This is a genomic window from Aeromicrobium sp. JJY06 (genome assembly GCF_044069275.1).
Classification (GTDB): domain Bacteria; phylum Actinomycetota; class Actinomycetes; order Propionibacteriales; family Nocardioidaceae; genus Aeromicrobium; species Aeromicrobium tamlense.
Window position 1 is genome coordinate 1,958,795 of sequence record NZ_JBIMRD010000001.1, and the last position, 21,583, is coordinate 1,980,377.

26 protein-coding genes are annotated in these 21,583 nt (G+C 71.4%); 18 read left to right on the forward strand and 8 right to left on the reverse strand.

The features are described from left to right. Positions 1–59 precede the first annotated feature (59 nt). The 5 genes from ACGWYL_RS09545 (at position 60) to dapE (ending at position 5,510) form a co-directional block, all read left to right on the forward strand. On the forward strand, positions 60–2,252 hold the full coding sequence (locus ACGWYL_RS09545) for a peptidase M6 (RefSeq protein WP_395487037.1): 2,193 nt from the start codon (positions 60–62) through the stop codon (positions 2,250–2,252). Positions 2,253–2,371: 119 nt separating this feature from the next. Next, positions 2,372–3,091, forward strand: a complete 720-nt coding sequence (rph, locus tag ACGWYL_RS09550) for a ribonuclease PH (protein ID WP_179425962.1) — start codon at positions 2,372–2,374, stop codon at positions 3,089–3,091. After that, positions 3,088–3,702, forward strand: a complete 615-nt coding sequence (gene rdgB, locus ACGWYL_RS09555; protein ID WP_179425960.1) for an RdgB/HAM1 family non-canonical purine NTP pyrophosphatase — start codon at positions 3,088–3,090, stop codon at positions 3,700–3,702. The genes rph and rdgB overlap by 4 nt, the downstream gene beginning before the upstream one ends. A gap of 46 nt (positions 3,703–3,748) precedes the next feature. Next, positions 3,749–4,411: a VOC family protein gene (locus tag ACGWYL_RS09560; RefSeq protein ID WP_395487038.1), complete on the forward strand. Its 663-nt coding sequence runs from the start codon at positions 3,749–3,751 to the stop codon at positions 4,409–4,411. A 34-nt stretch (positions 4,412–4,445) separates the two neighbouring features. After that, positions 4,446–5,510, forward strand: coding sequence for a succinyl-diaminopimelate desuccinylase (gene dapE / locus ACGWYL_RS09565; RefSeq protein WP_395487039.1), 1,065 nt, complete (start codon positions 4,446–4,448; stop codon positions 5,508–5,510). A gap of 1 nt (position 5,511) precedes the next feature. Here dapE and ACGWYL_RS09570 read toward each other — a convergent pair whose 3' ends face one another. After that, a complete protein-coding gene (locus ACGWYL_RS09570; RefSeq protein ID WP_179425953.1) occupies positions 5,512–6,405 on the reverse strand; it encodes an SGNH/GDSL hydrolase family protein in 894 nt (297 codons plus the stop codon). A gap of 130 nt (positions 6,406–6,535) precedes the next feature. On the opposite strand from ACGWYL_RS09570, the gene ACGWYL_RS09575 reads away from it, so the two are divergent. From ACGWYL_RS09575 to ACGWYL_RS09585, 3 genes are all read left to right on the forward strand, one after another. Beyond that, the gene (locus ACGWYL_RS09575; RefSeq protein WP_179425951.1) at positions 6,536–7,048 is read left to right on the forward strand and encodes a hypothetical protein; all 513 of its coding nucleotides are present in this window, start codon (positions 6,536–6,538) and stop codon (positions 7,046–7,048) included. A gap of 91 nt (positions 7,049–7,139) precedes the next feature. Continuing rightward, entirely contained in the window at positions 7,140–7,301 is a 162-nt protein-coding gene (locus tag ACGWYL_RS09580; protein WP_078700305.1) for a DUF3117 domain-containing protein, read from the forward strand. Between the two features lie 24 nt (positions 7,302–7,325). Next, entirely contained in the window at positions 7,326–7,652 is a 327-nt protein-coding gene (locus ACGWYL_RS09585; protein WP_269305635.1) for a hypothetical protein, read from the forward strand. Positions 7,653–7,664: 12 nt separating this feature from the next. On the opposite strand, the gene ACGWYL_RS09590 is transcribed toward ACGWYL_RS09585, so the two are convergent. Further along, positions 7,665–8,294 carry an O-methyltransferase gene (locus tag ACGWYL_RS09590; RefSeq protein WP_179425947.1) on the reverse strand — a complete coding sequence of 210 codons (630 nt, stop codon included), beginning with the start codon at positions 8,292–8,294 and terminating at the stop codon, positions 7,665–7,667. Positions 8,295–8,444: 150 nt separating this feature from the next. Here ACGWYL_RS09590 and ACGWYL_RS09595 point away from each other — a divergent pair, with 150 nt between their 5' ends. Further along, positions 8,445–9,005: a sigma-70 family RNA polymerase sigma factor gene (locus tag ACGWYL_RS09595; protein WP_395487040.1), complete on the forward strand. Its 561-nt coding sequence runs from the start codon at positions 8,445–8,447 to the stop codon at positions 9,003–9,005. Positions 9,006–9,011: 6 nt separating this feature from the next. On the opposite strand, the gene ACGWYL_RS09600 is transcribed toward ACGWYL_RS09595, so the two are convergent. Genes ACGWYL_RS09600 through ACGWYL_RS09615 form a run of 4 tightly spaced genes read right to left on the reverse strand, consistent with a single transcriptional unit; the run spans position 9,012 to position 12,299 of the window. Next, positions 9,012–9,323 (reverse strand): sec-independent translocase, encoded by a 312-nt coding sequence (locus tag ACGWYL_RS09600; protein WP_269305639.1) that lies wholly within the window; start codon positions 9,321–9,323, stop codon positions 9,012–9,014. Between the two features lie 10 nt (positions 9,324–9,333). Next, complete coding sequence (locus ACGWYL_RS09605; RefSeq protein ID WP_179425943.1) at positions 9,334–10,485, reverse strand: Mrp/NBP35 family ATP-binding protein; 1,152 nt, start codon at positions 10,483–10,485, stop codon at positions 9,334–9,336. Between the two features lie 43 nt (positions 10,486–10,528). Beyond that, positions 10,529–11,074, reverse strand: coding sequence for a DUF1003 domain-containing protein (locus ACGWYL_RS09610; RefSeq protein WP_179425941.1), 546 nt, complete (start codon positions 11,072–11,074; stop codon positions 10,529–10,531). Continuing rightward, the gene (locus ACGWYL_RS09615) at positions 11,067–12,299 is read right to left on the reverse strand and encodes a magnesium transporter MgtE N-terminal domain-containing protein (RefSeq protein WP_269305641.1); all 1,233 of its coding nucleotides are present in this window, start codon (positions 12,297–12,299) and stop codon (positions 11,067–11,069) included. Before ACGWYL_RS09615 ends, ACGWYL_RS09610 begins: the two co-directional genes overlap by 8 nt. A 217-nt stretch (positions 12,300–12,516) precedes the next feature. Between ACGWYL_RS09615 and ACGWYL_RS09620 the strand changes: the two genes are divergently transcribed. The 9 genes from ACGWYL_RS09620 (at position 12,517) to ACGWYL_RS09660 (ending at position 19,964) form a co-directional block, all read left to right on the forward strand. Further along, positions 12,517–13,398 carry a DMT family transporter gene (locus tag ACGWYL_RS09620; RefSeq protein ID WP_179425937.1) on the forward strand — a complete coding sequence of 294 codons (882 nt, stop codon included), beginning with the start codon at positions 12,517–12,519 and terminating at the stop codon, positions 13,396–13,398. Between the two features lie 83 nt (positions 13,399–13,481). Then, positions 13,482–14,675 carry an acyl-CoA dehydrogenase family protein gene (locus tag ACGWYL_RS09625; protein ID WP_179425935.1) on the forward strand — a complete coding sequence of 398 codons (1,194 nt, stop codon included), beginning with the start codon at positions 13,482–13,484 and terminating at the stop codon, positions 14,673–14,675. A 74-nt stretch (positions 14,676–14,749) separates the two neighbouring features. Beyond that, positions 14,750–15,226 (forward strand): general stress protein, encoded by a 477-nt coding sequence (locus tag ACGWYL_RS09630; protein WP_395487041.1) that lies wholly within the window; start codon positions 14,750–14,752, stop codon positions 15,224–15,226. Between the two features lie 109 nt (positions 15,227–15,335). Next, entirely contained in the window at positions 15,336–16,640 is a 1,305-nt protein-coding gene (locus ACGWYL_RS09635; RefSeq protein ID WP_395487042.1) for an endonuclease/exonuclease/phosphatase family protein, read from the forward strand. A 46-nt stretch (positions 16,641–16,686) separates the two neighbouring features. Further along, entirely contained in the window at positions 16,687–17,721 is a 1,035-nt protein-coding gene (locus ACGWYL_RS09640; protein WP_395487043.1) for a MaoC family dehydratase, read from the forward strand. Between the two features lie 4 nt (positions 17,722–17,725). After that, positions 17,726–18,331 (forward strand): histidine phosphatase family protein, encoded by a 606-nt coding sequence (locus tag ACGWYL_RS09645; protein WP_395487044.1) that lies wholly within the window; start codon positions 17,726–17,728, stop codon positions 18,329–18,331. A gap of 10 nt (positions 18,332–18,341) precedes the next feature. Continuing rightward, a complete protein-coding gene (locus ACGWYL_RS09650; protein WP_269305653.1) occupies positions 18,342–19,166 on the forward strand; it encodes a PHP domain-containing protein in 825 nt (274 codons plus the stop codon). 88 nt (positions 19,167–19,254) lie between these two features. Then, positions 19,255–19,683 carry a hypothetical protein gene (locus ACGWYL_RS09655; RefSeq protein WP_269305655.1) on the forward strand — a complete coding sequence of 143 codons (429 nt, stop codon included), beginning with the start codon at positions 19,255–19,257 and terminating at the stop codon, positions 19,681–19,683. Further along, positions 19,680–19,964 (forward strand): transcriptional regulator, encoded by a 285-nt coding sequence (locus tag ACGWYL_RS09660; protein WP_317628334.1) that lies wholly within the window; start codon positions 19,680–19,682, stop codon positions 19,962–19,964. The genes ACGWYL_RS09655 and ACGWYL_RS09660 overlap by 4 nt, the downstream gene beginning before the upstream one ends. Positions 19,965–19,985: 21 nt before the next feature. On the opposite strand, the gene ACGWYL_RS09665 is transcribed toward ACGWYL_RS09660, so the two are convergent. Both ACGWYL_RS09665 and ACGWYL_RS09670 read right to left on the reverse strand, forming a co-directional pair. Then, positions 19,986–20,819 carry an alpha/beta fold hydrolase gene (locus tag ACGWYL_RS09665; protein WP_395487045.1) on the reverse strand — a complete coding sequence of 278 codons (834 nt, stop codon included), beginning with the start codon at positions 20,817–20,819 and terminating at the stop codon, positions 19,986–19,988. Positions 20,820–20,823: 4 nt separating this feature from the next. Continuing rightward, complete coding sequence (locus ACGWYL_RS09670; RefSeq protein ID WP_179425919.1) at positions 20,824–21,582, reverse strand: SDR family oxidoreductase; 759 nt, start codon at positions 21,580–21,582, stop codon at positions 20,824–20,826. Between the last annotated feature and the right edge of the window lies 1 nt (position 21,583).

The window sequence follows — 21,583 nt, forward strand, 5'->3', positions numbered from 1 at the left end:
CCGTGCCATCAGGGCACGGCGTGTGCGTCCGGGGGGACGGGCACCAAGAGAGGTAGATCGTGAAGATCTCATGGAAGCCACTCGCCGTGTCCGCAGCACTCGCGGCCTCGGCACTGACGGGGCCGGCGATCGCCGGCAGCACGGCCACTGCGGCCGCGCCGACCTCCGCGAAGGCCGCCGATCCCCAGCCGTTCCACCCCGACCTCGACCTGAAGGACCTCACCTTCCAGGGCAAGAAGGTCGACACCACCACGCAGTACAAGGCCGGGAAGCGCGCCCAGAGCCGCTCGGCCGCCCCGGCGGGCGAGACCCCGCCCGTCGGCACCGTGCGCGAGTGGCTCGCGCTCGACGACGTGCAGGGCTCGATCTACTACAAGGACTACACACTGCGCGGGTCCGGCGACAACATCGAGGTGTGGGTCGCCAACGACATCACGTTCCCCGAGGGCGACTGCCGCGGTGACGACGCCACGGTCGTGACCGACGCCCAGGTCGAGAGCCTGGTCGAGGAGTTCGACTCGAACATCTACCCGAAGGAGTCCGAGGCGTTCAGCACGCCGCCGGCCCGCGACGGGTCGAACGCGCTCATCGAGGGCGACTTCAGCGGCGGCGGCGAGAAGATCGTGACGCTCGTCGACAACGTCCGCGACGACAACTACTACGACTTCCCGGCGGCTCCCACCTACATCGCGGGCTTCTTCTGGTCGATCTTCAACGAGTACATGGACCGCAACATCATGACGATCGACGCGTTCGACTGGGAGCACCGCACCGGTGCCGACCCGGCCGACGAGCCGACCGGCGACGTGTGCACCAGCCGTCCGGCGCGCCCGCACCTCTACGAGGGCACGTTCGCGCACGAGTACCAGCACTTGCTGCAGTACTACACCGATCCCGGCGAGAGCATCGCCGTCAACGAGGGCCTGTCCGACTGGGCGCAGACCCTCGTGGGCTACGTCGACGGCACGAAGACCGTCTACGACAAGGGCGGCGACGGCCACCTCTACTGCTTCCAGGGCTACGGCACCGTCCAGACCCCGTACAACACGAACCCGCGTGACTGCGGCGGCCCCGAGAACTCCTTCAACCTCTGGGACGAGGGCAACACGTCCTCGGGCGTCCTGGCGGACTACGGCCACGCGTACCAGCTGATGCTGTACCTGGGCGACAGGTTCGGCGAGGACTTCATCTCCGAGCTGCACCGCGACGGCGAGGCCCAGGGCATCGCCGCGATCGACAAGCAGCTCAAGGCGAAGGGCACCAGCTTCCGCAAGGTGTTCCACGACTTCCAGTCGATGACGCTGCTCGACCAGCTGGTCGGTGACGCCAAGAAGGCGCTCATCGTGGGCACGACGAAGTCGAAGGTCACCACGCCGAGCCTGCGCTCGTCGGTGAACCTGGACAACCCCGCCGCCTATGCGACGCCGGGTGCGGCCCCGAACGGCGCCGACTACGTCCCGCTCACGGTCAAGGGCAAGCAGATCACCGGCGCCCAGCTGCGCAGCGCGACGTTCGAGGGCGCCAAGACGCTCCCGGCCCAGCCGCTGCGCTGGACCTCGGTGACCGACGACAGCGATCGCCCCGGCGACGCGGTCCTGTTCTCGGGCAACGAGAACAGCCTCGACGTCGCGGCGGTCACCCCGGTGACGGTCCCGGCGGGCTCGCCCACGCTGACGCTCGACGCCAAGTACGGCGCCGAGGAGGGCTACGACTACGGCTACGTGCAGGTGTCCACCGACGGCGGCGCCACCTACACGTCGCTCGCCGGCGACAAGACCGTCGACGGCCCGCAGGGTCCGGCGCTCGCCGGCACCACCGACGGCTTCGAGCCGCACGCGTTCGACCTCTCGGCGTACGCGGGCCAGGAGATCCTGCTGTCCTTCCGGTACATCTCGGACGGCGGCGTGAACGAGGGCGGCCTGAAGATCGACAACGTGGTCGTCGGTGACACGACGATCAGCGACGGCTCGAACCTCGACGACTTCCAGTCGCCGACGCAGATCCGTCCGACGCCCGTCGAGAACTGGCACGTCAAGCTGGTCGGCATCCGCCCGGGCAAGGTCCCGTACGTGGCCCAGGTGGCCTCGGACGGCAAGAGCTCGGTCAAGCTCGACAAGCTCTCGCTGATCGCGCTCAAGCCGGCCAAGCAGATCGTGGCGATCGTCAGCTACGACGACTCCACCGAGATGGTCCAGCAGTACGCGCCGTACAAGCTGACCGTCAACGGCGAGCTGCAGCCCGGCGGCAGCTGAGCCGACTGACGGATTCCCCGGTTAAGTGGGGAAACTCTCACTTCGCGAGGTTTGCAAACCTCGTTCAGTGACAGGAAACCCACTTAACCGGGGAAACTGCGGGCCGCTACCGTGGCGGGGTGACCCGAGAAGACGGCAGGACCCCCGACGAGCTGCGACCGATCACGATCACCCGAGGCTGGCTCGACCACGCCGCGGGCTCGTGCCTGATCGAGTTCGGCAAGACCCGCGTGCTGTGCGCCGTGGCCGCCACCGAGGGCGTGCCGCGTTGGCGCAAGGGCTCGGGCATGGGCTGGCTCACCGCCGAGTACGCGATGCTCCCGCAGGCCACCCACGACCGCTCCGCCCGTGAGTCGGTCAAGGGCAAGGTCGGCGGCCGCACGCACGAGATCAGCCGTCTCGTCGGGCGCTCGCTGCGCGCCGCGGTCGACCTCTCGCAGCTCGGCGAGAACACCATCGCGATCGACTGCGACGTCCTCCAGGCCGACGGCGGCACCCGTACCGCCGCGATCACCGGCGCCTACGTCGCGCTGGTCGACGCGATCGCCCAGCTGAAGTCCCAGGGCGCCGTGAAGGGCGACCCGCTCGTCGACTCCATCGCCGCCGTCAGCGTCGGCATCATCGACGGCACCCCGATGCTCGACCTGCCCTACGTCGAGGACGTGCGCGCCGAGACCGACATGAACGTCGTGATGACCGGATCGGGGAAGTTCATCGAGGTCCAGGGCACCGCCGAGGGCGCGGCCTTCGACCGCTCCGAGCTCGACGCGCTGCTCGGCCTGGCCGAGAAGGGCTGCGCCGACCTGACCCGCCTGCAGCGCGAGGCGCTCGCCTCGTGACCCGCGTCGTCCTGGCCTCGGGCAACGCCAAGAAGCTCGACGAGCTGCGCCGGATCCTCGAGCCGCTCGTGCCGGGCGTCGAGGTGCTGGGCCTGGCCGACGTGGAGCCCTACGACGAGCCGGCCGAGACGGAGCCGACCTTCGAGGGCAACGCCCTCATCAAGGCGCGCACGGCCGCGCAGGTCACCGGCCTGCCCGCGCTCGCGGACGACTCGGGCATCTGCGTCGACGCGCTCAACGGCATGCCCGGCGTGCTGTCCGCGCGCTGGTCCGGCGTTCCGAAGGACCAGGGTGGCGACGCCGCGAACAACCGACTGCTGCTGGCCCAGCTGGCCGACGTCCCCGACGAGCGCCGCGGCGCCACCTTCCGGTGCGCGATGGCGTTCGTGCTGCCGGACGGCACCGAGGTCGTCGAGGTCGGCGAGATGCCCGGTCGCGTGCTGCGCGAGGAGCGCGGCGCGGGCGGCTTCGGCTACGACCCGCTGTTCGCCGCCGAGGGCCACGAGGTGTCGACCGCCGAGCTCTCGCGCGAGGACAAGGACGCGATCAGCCACCGCGGTCGCGCCCTGCGCGCGATCGCGCCCGTGGTCGCCGAGGCGCTCACGTCCTGACGCGCTCGGGGTGACGCCGTCGGTGGTCGCCCCTAGCGTGGGCTCCATGGCACTCGTGGAGTTCAAGGACCTGGTGATCGACGTCGAGGACCCGGCGGCCGCCGCCGAGCGGTGGGGGCGCTGGCTGCACCTGCGCGGCGAGACCGACGAGGTCGGCGCCGTGCTGCGTGGCGACGACCCGGGGCAGACGATCTGGATCAACTCCGCCGAGCCCAAGACGGTCAAGGACCGCGTCCACCTTGACATCGTCGCGCGCGACCTCGCGCCCTTCGAGGGTCTGGAGCGCCTCACCGAGCCCGGCCAGTTCAGCTGGACGACCTTCCTCGATCCCGAGGGCCACGAGTTCTGCGTCTTCGAGGGCGGCGAGCGTCCCGACGGCCTCAAGGACGTCGTGGTCGACGCGATCGACCATGCCGCCATCGGCGCGTGGTGGGCCGACGTCTTCGGCGCCACCTACAGCAGCGACGACGAGTACTCGTGGGTCGACGACATCCCGGGCTCGCCCACCGAGTCGTTCGACTTCGTCACGGTGCCCGAGCCCAAGACGGTCAAGAACCGCATCCACTGGGACGTCAGGCTGGTCGGCGACGCCACGGTCGACGACCTCGTGGAGCGCGGCGCCACCGTGCTGCTGCCACCCGGCGACGACCGCCGCTGGACCGTCATGGCCGATCCCGAGGGCAACGAGTTCTGCGTCTTCGACGCCTGATCCGCCGCGCGGGCGGGGGCCTAGGGTGGAGGGCGTGAGCCTGGACCTGAGCGCCGACATCGTCACCCTGACCCGCGCCGTCGTGGACGTGCCGTCCGAGAGCCTCGACGAGGCCGTCCTGGCCGACGCGGTCGAGGCCGCGCTGCGGTCGCACGACCACCTCGAGGTGGTTCGCAACGGGCACACGATCATCGCCCGGACGAACCTCGGGCGGTCCGAGCGCGTCGTCATCGCCGGTCACCTCGACACCGTGCCCGAGAACGGCAACATGCCCTCGCGGCTCGAGGGCGACATCCTGTGGGGCCTGGGCACGTGCGACATGAAGGGCGGCGTCGCGATCGCGCTGAGCCTCGCCGCGGCCCTCGCCGAACCGGTCCGCGACGTCACGTGGGTGTTCTACGAGGCCGAGGAGATTGCCGCCGTCCACAACGGCCTCGGCCGCATCGCGCGCGAGCACCCCGAGTGGCTGGCGGGCGACTTCGCGATCCTCATGGAGCCGTCCAACGCGGGCGTCGAGGCCGGCTGCCAGGGCACGATGCGCGTCGACGTGCGCACCACCGGCGAGCGCGCCCACTCGGCCCGCTCGTGGATGGGCCACAACGCGATCCACGACCTCGCGCCCGTGCTGGCCACCCTCGCGACCTACGAGCCGCGCACGGTCGACATCGCCGGACTGACCTACCGCGAGGGACTCAACGCGGTCGGCGTCCGCGGGGGAGTGAGTGGCAACGTGATCCCCGACGAGGCGGTCCTCACCGTGAACTACCGCTTCGCGCCCGACCGCGACGAGGAGGCCGCGCTGGTCCACCTGCGCGAGGTCTTCGACGGCTTCGAGCTCACGGTCACCGACTCGGCGCCCGGCGCCCTGCCCGGCCTCGAGCGACCGGCCGCAGCCGCGTTCGTCGACGCCGTCGGCGGCGAGGTGGGGCCGAAGTTCGGCTGGACCGACGTCGCGAAGTTCACCCTGCTCGGCGTCCCGGCGGTCAACTATGGTCCCGGCGACCCGATCTACGCGCACAAGGCCGACGAGCAGGTCCCGGTCGAGCACCTGCACCGCGTGCACGACCGCCTGCGTCGCTGGCTCAGCGGCGACGCGTGAGTCAGGACCGCAGCGCCCCCTCCACGAGCCGCGCGATCACGGTGTGGCCCGCGCTCGTGGGGTGGATGTCCCCGAGCGCGCAGTAGTAGGTGAGGGCACAGATGTCCTCGGCGCGCGCGGGGATCGTCCCGAAGTCGGGGGACACCACCGTCGCGTCGGGGGAGGCGTAGGCCCCGAACTCCTCGGTGACGTCGACGAAGGCGGCGTCGTGCTTGGCGTAGACCGCGCGCAGCGCCGGGTTGAGGATCGTGCGGAACATGTCCACGGTCTCGTCGGCCACGGCGCGGGCGACGTCGGAGTCGGGCCGGCGCACCGGCTCACCGGTCCAGAAGGCGGGGTAGGTCAGTCCGACGATCGGCACGTCGGCGCCCACGCGCTCGCGGATCTGCCCCAGCAGCGCATCGATGGCGGCGGTGGTCTCGGGAACGGCCGCCTGCACGCACGAGCGCAGCTCGGCGTCCAGCGAGCAGCCTCGCAGATCGTTCGCCCCGAGCACCACCGTGACGAGCCTCACGTCGTCGCCGTAGCGGTCGAGGTGACGCACCACCGCGTCCGCGGGGGACCCGCCGTCCAGCGGCGGCGCGTCGGGTCCGCGCAGCTCCTCGTCGCACGTCTCGCCCCCGACGAACGCGACCGCCGTGATCCCCGCGCAGCTGACGTTCACGAGCTCCAGGTCGCGGTCGCGCGCGACCTTCCAGGCGAACCCCGAGGTCGTGTTCTGCGCGGGCTCCCCGTCGAGAGCGGGCCGGTAGCCGGCGGCGTAGGAGTCGCCGATCGCGAGGTACTGCGGCCGTGCGTCGGAGGCCGGGGGAGCGACCCGGGTGGAGCAGGCGGTCAGGGCCGAGAGGGCGAGGGCCAGCGCGCAGGCCAGCCGCAGCGTCGTGGAAGATCGCACCCGTCCCACCGTAGTGTTCGGCGCCGCGACGTCCACTCGGAGCAAGCCTCAGGCTTCACCTGAAAGTTTGTCGGACCGCCGTCGGCGTGCCGTCACGAGTCCACCTCGCGCCCCGCCTAATCTGGGCCGCATGTCCAGCCGCACACTTCCCCGCTCGCTGCGCGTGACATCCGCCGCGATCGTGCTTGCTCTGGCCGCCGTCGTCGTCATCGCCGCTGTCGCGATGCAGACGATCCCGGCCCTCATCATGGCCTCCTGCGTGGCCCTCTCGGCCGGCATCACGTCGACCGTTCTCATGTCCGAGGAGATCCGCGAGGTTCGCCAGAAGTTCGCGAAGGACCGCGTGCGCGACGCGCGCGTCATCGCCGAGCGCGAGCGCGAGCACCTCGACGTCGACGCGTCGTTCCGTCGCGCCGTCTCCGAGCGCCTGCGAGCGAGCGAGGCCGAGATCTCCCGCCTGCGCGCCGACCTGGCCGCCGGCAGCGCCCAGATCGACGAGCTCGAGGAGCGTCTGGCCACCGAGCAGGAGCTCGTCGCGATGCTCGGTGTGCGCCCCGAGATCGACCCCCGCATCGTCACCCCGGCCGCCGAGGCCGAGGGCGCGGAGCGGGGCGACGCGTCCGGCGAGCTGCGCTCCGCCTGACGCTTTCGCCCCCTTGGCGTGATTCCGTCGTCGCGATGCGCGATAATGGATCCCGGCCCGAAAATTCGGGCGACCAACGAGAGGGGTACAGATGGCCGCCATGAAGCCTCGGACCGGCGACGGACCGATGGAGGTCACCAAGGAGGGACGCTGCATCGTCATGCGCGTCCCGCTCGAGGGCGGCGGACGTCTGGTGGTCGAGCTCAACAACGACGAGGCCGCCACGCTCGGTGACGCCCTCAAGGCCGTCTGAGCACGCTGGATGTACGGACTCTCCGTGCGTTGGCCCCTGGCCGACGCGCCTGACGGCGTGCTCGAGCAGCTGCACGAGTACGTCGAGTCCGAGTCCCACGCGAAGTTCGCGGGCCTGGCCGGCCTGCGCTTCAAGACGTGGCGAGCCCGCGAGGGCGAGTGGTTCGAGGGCACCTACGTCTTCGTCAGCGACGAGGCGCGAGCCGCCTTCCAGGCCGACTTCGAGACCCGGGCGGCCGACGCCCCGGGCACCGCGCTGATCGGCGCCCTGCCCGAGATCGAGCCGTTCGAGGTCGTCGCCGTCGTGCGCGGCCCGGCGGGCTTCCGCTCCTCCGCGCGCTTCGAGGGCTGACCGACCGCCGCGTCAGTGCGGCTTCTGCAGCACCAGCAGGCCGTCGCCGAGCGGCAGCAGCAGCGAGGACAGGTCCTCGTCGGCGCCCACGCGCTCCACGAGCTCGCGGATGGCCACGGTCTCGGGGTCGCGCTGCGAGGGGTCGGCCACGCGGTCGTGCCACAGGGCGTTGTCGAACACCACGAAGCCGCCGGCGCGGGTGAGGCGCAGCGCCTCGTCGAGGTACTCGCCGTACTCGACCTTGTCGCCGTCGCAGAACACCAGGTCGTAGCCGCCGTCGTTGAGCCGCGGCAGGACGTCGAGCGCCGACCCCGTGATGAGGCGGAAGCGCGTGGGGGAGATGCCCGCGGCGAGGAAGACCTGGCGGGCCAGGCGCTGGTTCTCGGCCTCGAGGTCCACCGAGGTCAGCACGCCGTCGGGCAGCATGCCGCGCAGCAGGGCGAGTCCGGAGACGCCGGTGCCCGTGCCGATCTCGGCGATGCTCTTGGCGCCCGCGGCGCCCGCCAGGAAGGTCAGCGCGGCGCGCGCGCCGGGCAGGACGGGGACCACGCCAACGGTCTCGGCGTGCTGGCGCGCAGTGCGCAGGTGGTCGTCCTCGGACCGGTACTGCTCGACGTAGGCCTGGCTGGCTTCGGAAGTCATCGTCCCCTCGCAATCGTTCGGCGGGTGGGTCCAGCCTATCGACGCGGGGCCCCGGGAGCGCAGGGGACGCGCGGGTCAGGGCCCACCGGACTTCGCCAACCGTCAGGGCGTTCTTCGACTGCTCTCAGGTTGAGGGTCGAGGATCGTGGCATGCCCGACGGGAAGCCCACGCTGCAGGACCAGGCCGAGATCTACGCCCAGCACGGGACCCAGGTCCGTCGCCTCGCCACGCGCCTCACCGGGAACCGTCAGGACGCCGAGGACCTCACGCAGGACGTGTTCGAGCGCGTGTTCACCTCGCTCGACCGCTACGAGGCCCGCAACCTGGCCGGCTGGCTCCACCGGATCACCACGAACCTCTTCCTCGACCGGGCCCGCCGCGCGGGTCGTCAGCCCACTGCGGCGTTGACCGACGCGCACGAGTCGCGCCTCGTCGACGACGGCGACCTGCCGCACGAACTCGTCCACGACGCCGGTTTCGACCCCGACATCGAGGCGGCGCTCGCGACGCTGCCCAGCCAGCTGCGCGTGGCCGTGGTGCTGTCCGACGTCGAGCAGCTCGAGCACACGGAGATCGCGCTGTTGCTGGGCGTCAAGCCCGGCACCGTGCGCACGCGCGTGCACCGAGGCCGCGCCGCGCTGCGTCGCGAGCTGGCCCACCGCGAGCCCCGCGCGGGCCGCACCCGCGTCCTCGGCGCCCTCGGCATCTGACCGGAATCAGGTCGCCTCGGAGTCGAAGGGCGGGATCTCGCCCGGGCGCAGGATGCGCACGCTCGGGACGGGCGGGGGAGTCGTGTCCGAGAGGATCACGTCGCGCACCGCGGCCCGCGGGTCGAGGTCACGCAGGTTGATGTCCTTGAACTCGTCGCCGAGCTCCTTGCCCAGCTCGGACTTGGCACTCTCGGCCATCTGGCGCACGGTCTTGACGAACTGCGCCGCCTGACGCGCCAGACCGGGAAGCCGGTCGGGTCCGAAGACGATGACGGCGACGACGGCGATCGCACCGATCTCCATCCAGCCCAGGCCCACGGGCGCGACCTTACAGTCGGCCGGCGGGGGCGAGGCCGAGCTGCATGCCGGCCAGGCCACGGGAACGGCCGCTGAGGCCGTCGGCGATCTGCTGGAGCACCTTGGCGCTCTCGGCGTCAGGATCCTCGATCACGATCGGGGAGCCGCTGTCGCCGCCCTCGCGCAGCTTCTCCTCCAGCGGCACCTGGCCGAGCAGGGAGATGTCGTAGCCCAGGCGCGCGGTCAGCGTGGTGGCCACCTCGGCGGCGCCGCCCGAGCCGAAGACCTCGAGCTTCTCGCCCGAGGGCAGCTGCAGCCACGACATGTTCTCGATGACGCCCACGACGCGCTGGTGCATCATCGAGGCCATCGTGCCGGCGCGCTCGGCCACCTGGGCCGCGGCCTGCTGCGGGGTCGTGACGACGACGACCTCGGCGTTGGGCAGGTGCTGCCCGAGGCTGATGGCCATGTCGCCGGTGCCCGGCGGGAGGTCGAGGAAGAGGGCGTCGAGGTCGCCCCAGTAGACGTCGGCCAGCATCTGCACGAGCGCGCGGTCGAGCATCGGGCCGCGCCAGGCGACGACCTGGTCCTTGCGGGGCTTGAGCATGCCGATGCTCATGACCTTCAGCGACACGTCGCCGACCTGGGCCGGGACGGGCATGATCATGTCCTCGACCTGGGTGGGGCGCTGGTCGCCCACGCCGAGCATGTCGGGGATCGAGTGGCCGTAGATGTCGGCGTCGACGACGCCGACCTTGAGGCCGCGCTTGGCCATCGCGACGGCGAGGTTCACGGTGACGGACGACTTGCCGACACCGCCCTTGCCCGAGGCGATCGCGTAGACCTTGGTGAGCGAGCCGGCCTGGGCGAAGGGGATCTCGCGCTCGGCGCGGCCGCCGCGGAGGTGCTCCTGCATCGCCTTGCGCTGCTCGTCGGTCATGACGCCCATGTCGACGCGGACCGTGTGGGCCGGGGCGACCTTGGCCACGGCGGCGGTGACGTCGCGCGTCAGCGTGTCCTTGAGCGGGCAGCCGGCGACGGTGAGCAGGAGGCGAACGACGATCTCGGTCTCGCCGATCGTGACGGTGTCGACCATCCCCAGCTCGGTGATCGGGCGCTTGATCTCGGGATCGTTGACGGTCGAGAGCGCCTCGGTGATCTGGTCCTGGGTGACGTCAGCCATGCCGTGAAGTCTACGGGGCCCTATCGAACGTCCGGGGGTCGCGTCAAGGTCCGGACGGTGAGGGCCGGTCGGGCCGGGTCCGGTCCTGCTCGTCGGGCTCCTCGTCCTTGTCCAGCTCGGCCAGGAAGCCGCGCAGCTCGCTGCGCAGGAAGTCGCGGGTGGCGACCTCGCCGAGGCCGATCCGCAGGCTCGCCACCTCGCGCGCCAGGAACTCCATGTCGGCGTGCGAGCGGCTGGCCGCCTCGCGGTCCTGCTCGGCGGCGATGCGGTCGCGCGCCTCCTGCCGGTTCTGCGCGAGCAGGATCAGCGGCGCGGCGTACGACGCCTGCAACGACAGGATCAGCGTGAGGAAGATGAAGGGGTACTCGTCCCAGCGCGGACGGTCGGGGCCGTACGGCACGTTCCACACGATCCACACGAAGATGAACAGCGTCATCCAGGCGATGAACGTCGCGGTGCCGAGGAAGCGCGCGGCGGACTCGGCGAAGCGGCCGAAGCGCTCGGGATCGGCGTCCTTGCGGGCGGCGAGGTTGCGGCGCAGGCCCCGGCGCAGGTCGCGCGGCTGGTCGAGGCGTTCGCGGTCAGCCATGCTCACGCCATCCCTTCGGGAGCAGGTGGTCGAGCACGTCGTCGATCGTCACGACGCCCAGCAGGTGCTGGTTCTCGTCGACGACCGGGACGGCGACGAGGTTGTACGCCGCCAGCAGGCCCGCGACCTCGGCCAGCGAGGCCTCCGGGCGCGGCCAGTCGATGTCGTTGACGATGATCTGGCTGACCAGCGTGGAGGGCGGCTCGCGCAGCAGCGCCTGGAAGTGAGCAGCGCCCAGGAAGCGGCCGGTGGGGGTCTCCAGCGGCGGCCGGCACACGTAGACCATCGAGGCCAGCGCGACGCTCAGCTCGGGCTCGCGGACCAGGGCCAGCGCGTCGGCGATCGTGGCGCTCGGGTCGAGGACGACCGGCTCGGTGGTCATCATGCCGCCGGCGGTGCGCTCCTCGTAGGAGAGAAGGCGTCGGACGTCCTCGGCATCGTCGGGCTCCATGAGGCCGAGGAGCTCCTCGGCGGTCTGCGCGGGCAGCTCGCCGAGCAGGTCGGCCGCGTCGTCGGGGTCCATCTCGCCCAGCACGTCGGCGCCGCGGCTCGGGTCGAGGATGCCGAGCACCTCGACCTGCAGGGCCTCGGGCATCTCCTCGAGGACGTCGGCGAGGCGCTCGTCGCCGAACTCGCGCACGATCTCCATGCGGCGCTTGGGCGGCAGGTCGCGCAGCGCGTTGGCGATGTCGGCCGGGCGCATCTCGTCCATCATCGCGAGCAGGTGGGTGGCGCCCTGGGCGGCGGTCTCACTGGCCAGTCCGCGGACCTCGTCCCACTCGACGACGTGGCTGGTGCCGCGGCGGCCGAAGCGCTTGTGGGGCTCGGCGACGGCGACGGTGGAGACGTACCAGTCGCGGCGCGGGTCCTGCTCGATCGCGATGTCGTAGAGGGCGGCCGGCGTGCCGTCGGCGAGCGTGACCTGGCGGTCGAACAGCTCGTGCACGGCGAGGGTCTCGGTGGAGCGCTGCTGGAAGCGACGGAGGTTCAGCACGCCCGTGGTGATGACCTGACCGGAATCCATCGAGGTGACCCGGGTGATCGGCAGGAACACGCGGCGCCGGCCGAGGACCTCGACGACGAGGCCGAGCACGCGCGGGCGCTGGGTGGCGCTGCGGACGGCGACGACGACGTCGCGCAGCTTGCCGACCTGGTCGCCCACGGGGTCGAAGACGGCCTGCCCGACGAGACGGGACACGAAGATCCGGGTCGGCTGGCTGCTCACGGGTCCGAGGCTACCGGCCGGGGGTCGCCCGCCGATGGGGGCTGGTGGGGCGGTGAGTGGTCAACCCTACGGTCGGCGGACGGCTGGTGGGCGGTGAGCCAGCAACCGGACGGAGGGCCGATGGGGTTCATGGCGCACCGCCGGAGCGAGGGAAGGGTTGAGGACTCACCGCCTCCCCAGCACGCGGGTCACGGGAAGGGCGGGGGAGACTGACGCGGTGAACTATCTGCTGGCGCTCGTCGCGGTGATCGGCGTGTCGATGTCGGGTCCGCTGATGGCGGCCACGGCGGCGCCTGCGCTCGCGATCGCCTTCTGGCGCAACGCCATGGCCACGGGCCTGCTGGCGCCGATCGCGCTGACCCGGCACCGCACCGCGATCACGGGACAGGACCGGCACGGCTGGACCCTCGCGATCGTCGCCGGTGCCGCGCTGGCCGCGCACTTCGCCTGCTGGGTCGGCTCGCTCAAGCTGACCTCGGTCGCGGCGGCCACGGCGCTGGTCTCGATGCAGGTCCTCTTCGTCATCGCGATCGACGCGCTGCGGGGCCGGCGCGCCGCGCCCGCCGTGGTCGCCGGCTCCCTCCTCGCCGTGGTCGGCGTGGCCGCGATCTCCGGCGTCGACCTCTCGCTGTCGAAGGAGGCGCTGTGGGGCGACGCGCTGGCGCTGGCCGGCGGCCTGTTCGCCGCGATCTACGTCGTGGTGGGCGCCCGCGTGCGCGAGACGCTCTCGACGACCGCCTACACCTTCACCTGCTACGGCATCTGCTCGGCGATCCTGCTCGTCGTCTGCCTCGTCGCCGGCGTCCCGCTGGGCGGCTGGTCGGCCCGGGCCTGGGTGATGATCGTGGCGGTCATGGTGTGCGCGCAGCTGCTCGGGCACTCCGTCATCAACCACCTGCTGGCCGTCATGTCGCCCGTGGTCGTGTCGCTCATGCTGCTGCTCGAGGTGCCCGGGGCGGCCCTGCTGGCCGCGGCGTTCCTGGGCGAGTCGCTGCCGTGGCTGACGTACGGCGGCATCGTGCTGATCCTCGCCGGCCTCGCCGTGGTGACCGCGTCCACGGGGCGGGCGCGCCGGGCCGAGACCCTCGTCGCCGACTGAATCCGCGCGGTCCCCGCCCGGTGCCCGACAGCGCGCCACTGTAGGCTCGCCCCGATTCCCACCGAGATTCGAGGAGCACCGTCATGGGGCGTCTTGTCAGCACCGAGGGCCTGACCGAAGAGCAGGTCGAGATCCTCAAGGTCGTTCGCCAGTTCGTCGAGAAGGAGATCATTCCGGTCGCGACGGACCTGGAGCACAAGGACGAGTACCCGACCGACATCGTCGAGGGCCTCAAGGAGCTCGGCATCTTCGGCCTGATGATCCCCGAGGAGTACGGCGGACTCGGCGAGTCGCTGCTGACCTACGCGCTCGTGGTCGAGGAGATCGCGCGCGGCTGGATGAGCGTCTCGGGCGTCATCAACACGCACTTCATCGTCGCCTACATGCTGATCCAGCACGGCACCGACGAGCAGAAGCAGAAGTACCTGCCGAAGATGGCCACCGGCGAGGTCCGCGGCGCCTTCAGCATGAGCGAGCCCTCGCTCGGCTCCGACGTCTCGGCCATCTCCACCAAGGCCACCAAGCAGGACGACGGCTCGTACGAGATCACCGGCCAGAAGATGTGGCTGACGAACGGCGGCTCGTCCACGCTCGTCGCGGTGCTGACCAAGACCGACGAGGGCTCGGACAGCGTCTACAAGAACATGACCACCTTCCTCATCGAGAAGGAGCCGGGCTTCGGCGAGACGGCCCAGGGCGTCACGGTGCCCGGCAAGATCGAGAAGATGGGCTACAAGGGCATCGACACCACCGAGATGATCCTGGAGAAGCACCAGATCTCGGCGGACCAGATCCTCGGCGGCACGCCCGGCCAGGGCTTCTACCAGATGATGGACGGCGTCGAGGTCGGCCGCGTCAACGTCGGCGCCCGCGCCGTCGGCATCGCGAACCGCGCCTTCGAGCTGGGCATCGCGTACGCGCAGCAGCGCGAGACGTTCGGCAAGCCGATCGCCCAGCACCAGGCCATCCTGTTCCGCCTGGCCGAGATGGCCACCAAGGTCGAGGCCGCCCACACGATGGTCGTGCGGGCCGCGCGCCTGAAGGATTCGGGCAAGCGCATGGACGTCGAGGCCGGCATGGCCAAGATGCTCGCGAGCGAGTACTGCAACGAGGTCGTCGAGGCGTCGTTCCGCATCCACGGCGGCTACGGCTACTCCAAGGAGTACGAGATCGAGCGGCTCTACCGCGAGTCGGCCTTCATGCTGATCGGCGAGGGCACGTCCGACATCCAGAAGATGATCATCGGGCGCAACCTGCTCAAGGACTACAAGCTCTGAGTCCCGCGACGAGAACCCCGCATCCACTCCGTGGACGCGGGGTTCTCGTGCGTTCACGGGTCTAGGCTGGCCGCATGGCCCAGATCTTCTCGTTGGAGTACCCGCAGTCCCTCGGCGTCTACGACGACTACGACGCGGCGCAGAAGGCCGTCGACCACCTCTCCGACCACGACTTCCCGGTCGAAAACGTGCTCATCGTCGGCACCGAGCTCAAGCAGCTGGAGCGCGTCACCGGGCGCCTCACGTGGGGGCGGGTGATCCTCAGCGGCGTGCTCGGCGGCGCCTGGTTCGGCCTGCTCATCGGCCTGCTGCTGGGCATCTTCGCCGCGGAGGGCGACTGGCTCGCGGCGGTCCTCGCCGGCATCCTGCTCGGCGTCGTGTGGGGCGCGATCATCGCGGCGGTGGGCTACGCCTCCACCCGCGGGCAGCGCGACTTCAGCAGCGTCAAGACGATCCTGCCGAGCAAGTACGAGCTGCTCGTCGAGCACAAGCACCTCGCGCGGGGCCAGGAGCTGCTCGCGGGCCTGCCCGGCGCGACCCCGACGTTCTGACGCGCGTCCGCTGCGGCGGATGTGACGGTTTTTTGTTGGAGTGACGCGTGGGAACGTAGGATGGGAGACCGTGCGACCGGGTGGGTCGCACGTCCTCCGGAGGTCTCCCGTGCGTTCCCCTCGTGCTGCCCTGGCGCTGGCCCTCGCCGTCGCCGCCGGCCTGCTCGTCGCCCCGCTCGCCGCCGTCGCGCCCGCATCGGCGGCCAACGCGCGCTGCGCGGCGTACCACGACGTGGTCCGCGAGACCTCGGCCGGTGGAGTGCTCGCCGGGCGTACGCCGCTGCTCGCGGCGTCTTACAACATCGCGGGCTACAACGCCTCGGCCGGCACGATGCCCGGCTGGGAGTCGCGCGCCGACCGCGTGGTCGGCATGATCATGCGCTGCTCGCCCGACGTGATCGGCCTGCAGGAGGCCTCGGAGGCCTGGATGCAGCGCCGCGCGGCCGGCTCGCGCAACCACGCGCAGTTCGAGCACGTCGTCGACCTCATGAATGCGCGCACGCCCGGCGCGCCGTACCGCGTCACCAACACGTACCGGAAGTCGTGCCCGACCACCGGCCCGAACCCCGCCGTCTGGAACGGCACGTGGCGCGGCGAGCGCGCCCCGTGGCGCACGTGCACGACCTCGGCCTCGGCCAGCTCCTCGGACAACCGCACCGTCTACGACTCGCGCGTCCTCGAGGTCGTGCGCCACGGCTCGCGCCCGCTGTCCAGCGCCACCAGCACGAAGCGCACGCTGGACTGGACGATCTTCCGCGTCCGCGCCACCGGCAAGCAGTTCCTCTTCGCCAACACGCACCTCGACGCCCGCTACCGCGGCAAGGCCATCACGACCTCGGCGTCGAACTCGTTCCGCCGCAAGCAGGCGGCCCAGGTGCTCGCGACCGTCAAGCAGCTGCGCGCGGGCAGCCTGCCGGCCGTCCTGGTGGGCGACCTGAACAGCAACGGCCGCACCCGCAGCACGACCGCCGTGGACGACTTCACGCGCGCCGGCCTGGTCGACCTGCTCGGCACCGACCGCCGCGTCTACCGCTCCAAGAGCGCGAAGTGGCGCGGCTCCTGCAAGTCCGTCGGCGTGACCTCGTCGCTGTCCGCCACCCGCTTCGCCCGCGTGCCGCTGCACGTCAAGCGACGCATCAACGTCTCGTACAACTCGTCCAACGCCGTCGCGGGCAAGGGCCCGGGCAGCGCGAAGAACACGTGCATGTACCGCGACAAGAAGCTCAAGCGTCCGCGCGGCTCGACGCCGGCGGCGTACTACAAGCACCAGGGCACGCGGATCGACTACGTGCTCGCGGCGGGCATCCGAGCGCGCGGCTGGGAGACGGTCGTGGACGCCAACCTGCGCACCGCGCGCTACCGCGCGACCCCGCCGTCGGACCACCACATGGTCGCGGCGACGCTCGCGTTCTGACGATCCGCCATGATGGTCCCGCACCATCGGCGACAGTGAGGACGACATGAGCAAGACGAACCCGGGCAACTTCTTCGAGGACTTCACGCTCGGACAGGTGATCCAGCACGCCACGCCGCGCACGATCACCGAGGGTGACCGCGCCGTCTACGGCTCGCTGTACCCCACGCGGTTCGCGGTGCCCTCGTCCGCGGCGTTCGCCGCCTCGGTGGGCCTCGACCCTCACCCGGTGGAGGACCTCATCGGGTTCCACGTCGCGTTCGGCAAGACCGTGCCCGACGTCTCGCTCAACGCGGTCGCGAACCTCGGCTACGCGGAGTGCCGCTTCCACGCGCCGATCGTCCCGGGCGACACGATCTCCACCTCGTCGGAGGTCATCGGCCTGAAGCAGAACTCCAACGGCAAGTCCGGCGTCGTCTACGTGCGCTCCACCGCCACGAACCAGCGCGACGAGGTCGTCCTGGACTGGGCGCGCTGGGTCATGGTGCACAAGCGCGACGCCGAGGCCGCCGCGCCCGAGACCGTGATCCCCGAGCTGGCGCCGTTCGTGGCCCCTGAGGACCTCGTCGTCCCGCAGGGGCTCGACTTCACCGGGTACGACTTCGTCGCCGCCGGCGAGCCGCACCGGTTCGACGACTACGAGGTCGGCGAGCGGATCGATCACGTCGACGGCGTCACCCTCACCGCCTCGGAGCACCAGCAGGCCACGCGCCTGTGGCAGAACACGGCCAAGGTGCACTTCAACGTCGAGGCGCGTCCCGACGGCAACAACCTCGTCTACGGCGGCCACGTCATCTCGCTGGCGCGCGCCCTGTCGTTCAACGGTCTCGCGAACGCCCAGCTGATTGCCGCGATCAACGCCGGCGCGCACACGTCGCCCGCGTTCGCCGGCGACACGATCTACGCGTGGAGCGAGGTGCTCGACAAGGCCGAGACCTCCGCGCCCGGAGTCGGCGCGCTGCGGCTGCGGCTCGTCGCCACCAAGGGCCGTGACGAGTCGATGACCCTCAGGGGCGAGGACGGCAAGTACGCGCCGGGCGTGCTGCTGGACCTCGACTACTGGGTCCTCGTGCCACGCTGAGTCCATGAGCGCCGAGCAGGAGCCCGAGACCGCCGAGCTGTGGCTCGTCCGTCACGGCGAGACGGAGTGGAGCCGCTCGTGGAAGCACACGTCGGTCACCGACGTCGAGCTGACCGACCTCGGGCGCGAGCAGGCCGAGGCGCTGCGCCCGCAGCTGTCGGGCGTGCGGTTCGACCGCGTCTGGAGCAGCCCGCGGCGTCGCGCGCTCGTGACGGCCGAGCTGGCCGGCTTCGAGCCCGAGGTGGTCGAGGACGTCGTCGAGTGGAACTACGGCGAGTACGAGGGCATCACGACGCAGCAGATCCGCCAGACCGTGCCGGACTGGACCGTGTGGTCGCACCCGACGCCCGGGGGAGAGACGGCCGAGCAGGTCGGCGCGCGCCTCGACCGCGTGGTGGAGCGGGCGCGGTCGCTCGGCGGGCGCACGCTGGTGTTCGCCCACGCGCACTCGCTGCGCGTCCTGGCGGCGCGCTGGCTGGGCCTCGAGGTGGCCGACGGGCGGGTGTTCGCGATCGACACGGCGACCTACTCGGTGCTCGGCGACGACCGGGGTCAGCCGGTGGTCCAGCAGTGGAACGTCCAGCAGGGCGGTCGCGCGAGCAGGGCCTAGTCTTCTGAACGTGCGCATCGACCTCCACACCCACTCGACGCGGTCCGACGGCACCGACACGCCCGGCGACCTCGTGCGCAAGGCGAAGGCCGAGGGACTCGACGCGATCGCCCTCACCGATCACGACGCGACCGAGGGCTGGGCCGAGGCGCAGGAGGCCGCCGACGAGGTGGGCCTGCGGCTCATCCGCGGCATCGAGATCTCCACGCAGTTCGAGGGGCTCAGCGTGCACCTGCTGGGCTACGAGTTCGACCCGACGTACGCGCCGCTCGTGGAGGAGCTGGAGCGCGTGCTGGGTGGCCGCAACCAGCGCCTGCCGCGGATCCTCGACAAGCTCGCAGCGCTGGGGATGCCGCTCACCGAGCAGGAGGTGCTGGCGGTGGCCGGCGACGCCGCCGCGTGGGGGCGCCCGCACGTGGCCGACGCGATGATCGCCAAGGGCTACATCCAGGACCGCGACGAGGCGTTCCGCGACTGGCTCGTTCCCGGCAAGCCCGCGTACGTCGCGCGCTACGCGGCGAGCCTCTTCGACGCCGTGCGGCTCGTGCGCGAGGCGGGCGGACGGCCCGTGATCGCCCACGCCTGGGCGCGCGACAGCCGCGGCAAGGTCACCCCCGGCCTGCTGGCCGAGCTCGCGGAGGTCGGCCTCGCCGGCATCGAGGTCGACCACCCCGACCACGACGCCCGCGCCCGCGCCGAGCTCGCGGCCATTGCCGCCGACCTCGACCTCGCCCGGACGGGCTCCAGCGACCACCACGGCACCGGCAAGGGCTCCGCGTTCCACCTTGGCGCGAACCTCACCGATCCCGAGCAGCTGGAGCGCCTCCTCGGCTGACTTTCCGTATCGGCTTGCCGCAGTGGCTTGCCACAATGGAAAGTCGGGGTCTAGACTTTCCGTGTTGGCAAGTCGAGACGGAGGCATCATGACGGAACGGGACGAGGCGCGCGAGGCGCTCGAGCAGATCGCCGCCACGCGGCGCGAGACGGCGCACCGGGCTGCGAGCCCGCGTGGCTACTACGCGGTGGCGGGCTTCGGGATGGGGCTCGTGATCCTCGGGCTGGGGCTCGACGGCTGGGTCCGCTGGCTGCTCTACGCGGTCGGCCTGGCGACGGCCTTCGGGGCGATGACCTGGTACACGAAGCACACGGGCATCGTCACGTTCGCGACGCTGCGCGAGCCGGGCGCCTGGCGTGCGTGGCTGATGGTGGCCGTCTCGCTGGTCTCGCTCGGCCTGGCGTTCCTCGGGCCCGTGGTCGCGGCCGTGGCCGCGCTGGTGACCACCGCGACGTGGGCCGTGCTCGGCCCGCGCTGGGACGCCGACTGGGTGCGCAGCATCGAGGAGCAGCCGTGAGCTCGGACGGATTCGACCCGCTGATCCACGCCCCGCACCGGCTGCAGATCTGCGCGATCCTCGACACCGTCGACAAGACGGAGTTCGCGCTGCTGCGCGAGCGGCTCGACGTGAGCGAGTCGGTGCTGAGCAAGCAGGTCAAGGCGCTCGAGGACGCCGGCTACGTCAAGGTCACCAAGGCCACCCGCGCCGGTCGGGTCCGCTCCTGGGCCGCCTTCACCAAGGCAGGCCGCGCCGCCTACCGCGGCCACGTCGAGGCCCTCCGCGCCATCGTCGGCTGACCGCCGCGGCTCCGGAAGGCGTCAGTGGGCGAGCAGGAAGCCGCGCCAGTCGTCGACGAGCTCCTCGGGGGCCTCGACGGCGGGGGAGTGGGCCGCGGAGGGCAGCACGACGATCTCGGTGCCCAGGCGCTCGGCCATCTCGGCCTGCGCGTCGTGGGGCCAGGCGTCGTCGGTCTCGCCGCGCGCGACCCACACGGGCACTCCGGTGGCGGCGACCTCGTCCACCCGGTCGGGGGCGTCCAGCAGGTGCTGCGTCATCGCCTTGAGCGAGGCCGGCGCGTTGGCCGTGAACCGCTTCGCGAGGAAGGCCGTGATCTGCGCGGGGCGCTTGATGCCCTGCTCGCGCAGCTGGTGGATGTCGAGCAGCGGCACCTTGCCGATCGCCGCGGCGATCCGCTGCAGCGGCCGGGTAGGGGAGTCGCCGAGCGCGCCCGGGCCCGTGCACAGCAGGCTGAGGCTGCGGACCCGCTGCGGGTGCGCGATCGTCAGGGTCTGCGCGACGAGCCCGCCGAACGAGTGGCCCATGAGGTGGAACCGCTCGTCCTCGAGAAGGGTGTCGGCGAGGGCGAGCGCGTCCTCGGCGAGCGCGTCGAGCGAGTAGTCGTCGAGCGGGTCACCGGGCGACTCGTACTGCCCGCGCTGGTCGAACGCGACGACGTCGTACCCGAGCGCCGCGAGCAGCGGCAGGACGGGCGTGAAGTCCTCCTTGCTGCCGGTCCAGCCGGGCACGAGCAGGATCGAGCCGAGCCGCTCGCCGGTGGCGCGGGCCAGGTGCACGGCGTGCTCGGTGCGGGACGTCTCGGCGCGGAGGACCTCGACGCCCTCGGGGATGTCGAGGGTCTTGGGAACGCTCACCGGGTCATCGACCCCGCTGCGCGATCTTCGCGACCACCGTGGCCGGAGCATGGCGGGCGATCGCGGCGAGGACCTTGTACCGCGCCGACGGCACGGAGATCGCCTTGCCGCGCTCGAGGTCGCGCAGCGAGCCCTTGACGACGGCGTCGGCCTTGAGCCACATCCACCGCGGCACGTCGCCGATCTCGGCGCCCATCCGCTGGTGGAACTCGGTGCGGGTGAAGCCCGGGCACAGCGCCTGCACGGTGATGCCCACGTCGGAGTAGTGCCAGTTGGCCCACTGGGAGAGGTTCACGAGCCATGCCTTGTGCGCGGAGTAGGCCCCCCGCGGGGTGAACGCGGCGACGCTGGCGACGTTGATGATCCCGCCCTGTCCGCGTCCGGACATCGACTTGATGGCGGCGTCCATGAGGTGCATCGGGGCTCGCACCAGCAGGTCGAGCTGGCGGTCCTCGTCGGCGATGTCGGTGGTGCCGAACCAGCCGGCGAGCGAGGCGCCGGCGTTGTTGACCAGCAGGTCGATCGGGCGGCCGGACTCGGACAGGCGGTCGGCGACGCGATCCATGCCCTGCAGGGTGGTGAGGTCGGCGGTGATGACCTCGACCTCGACCCGGTGCGCGTCGGTCAGCTCGGCCGCGACCTGCTCCAGCCGGACGGTGTCTCGGGCGACGAGGACGAGGTTCGTCCCCCGTCGCGCCAGCTGCCGGGCGAACGCGTTTCCGATGCCGGCGGTGGCGCCGGTGATCAGGGCCGTGCGGGTCATG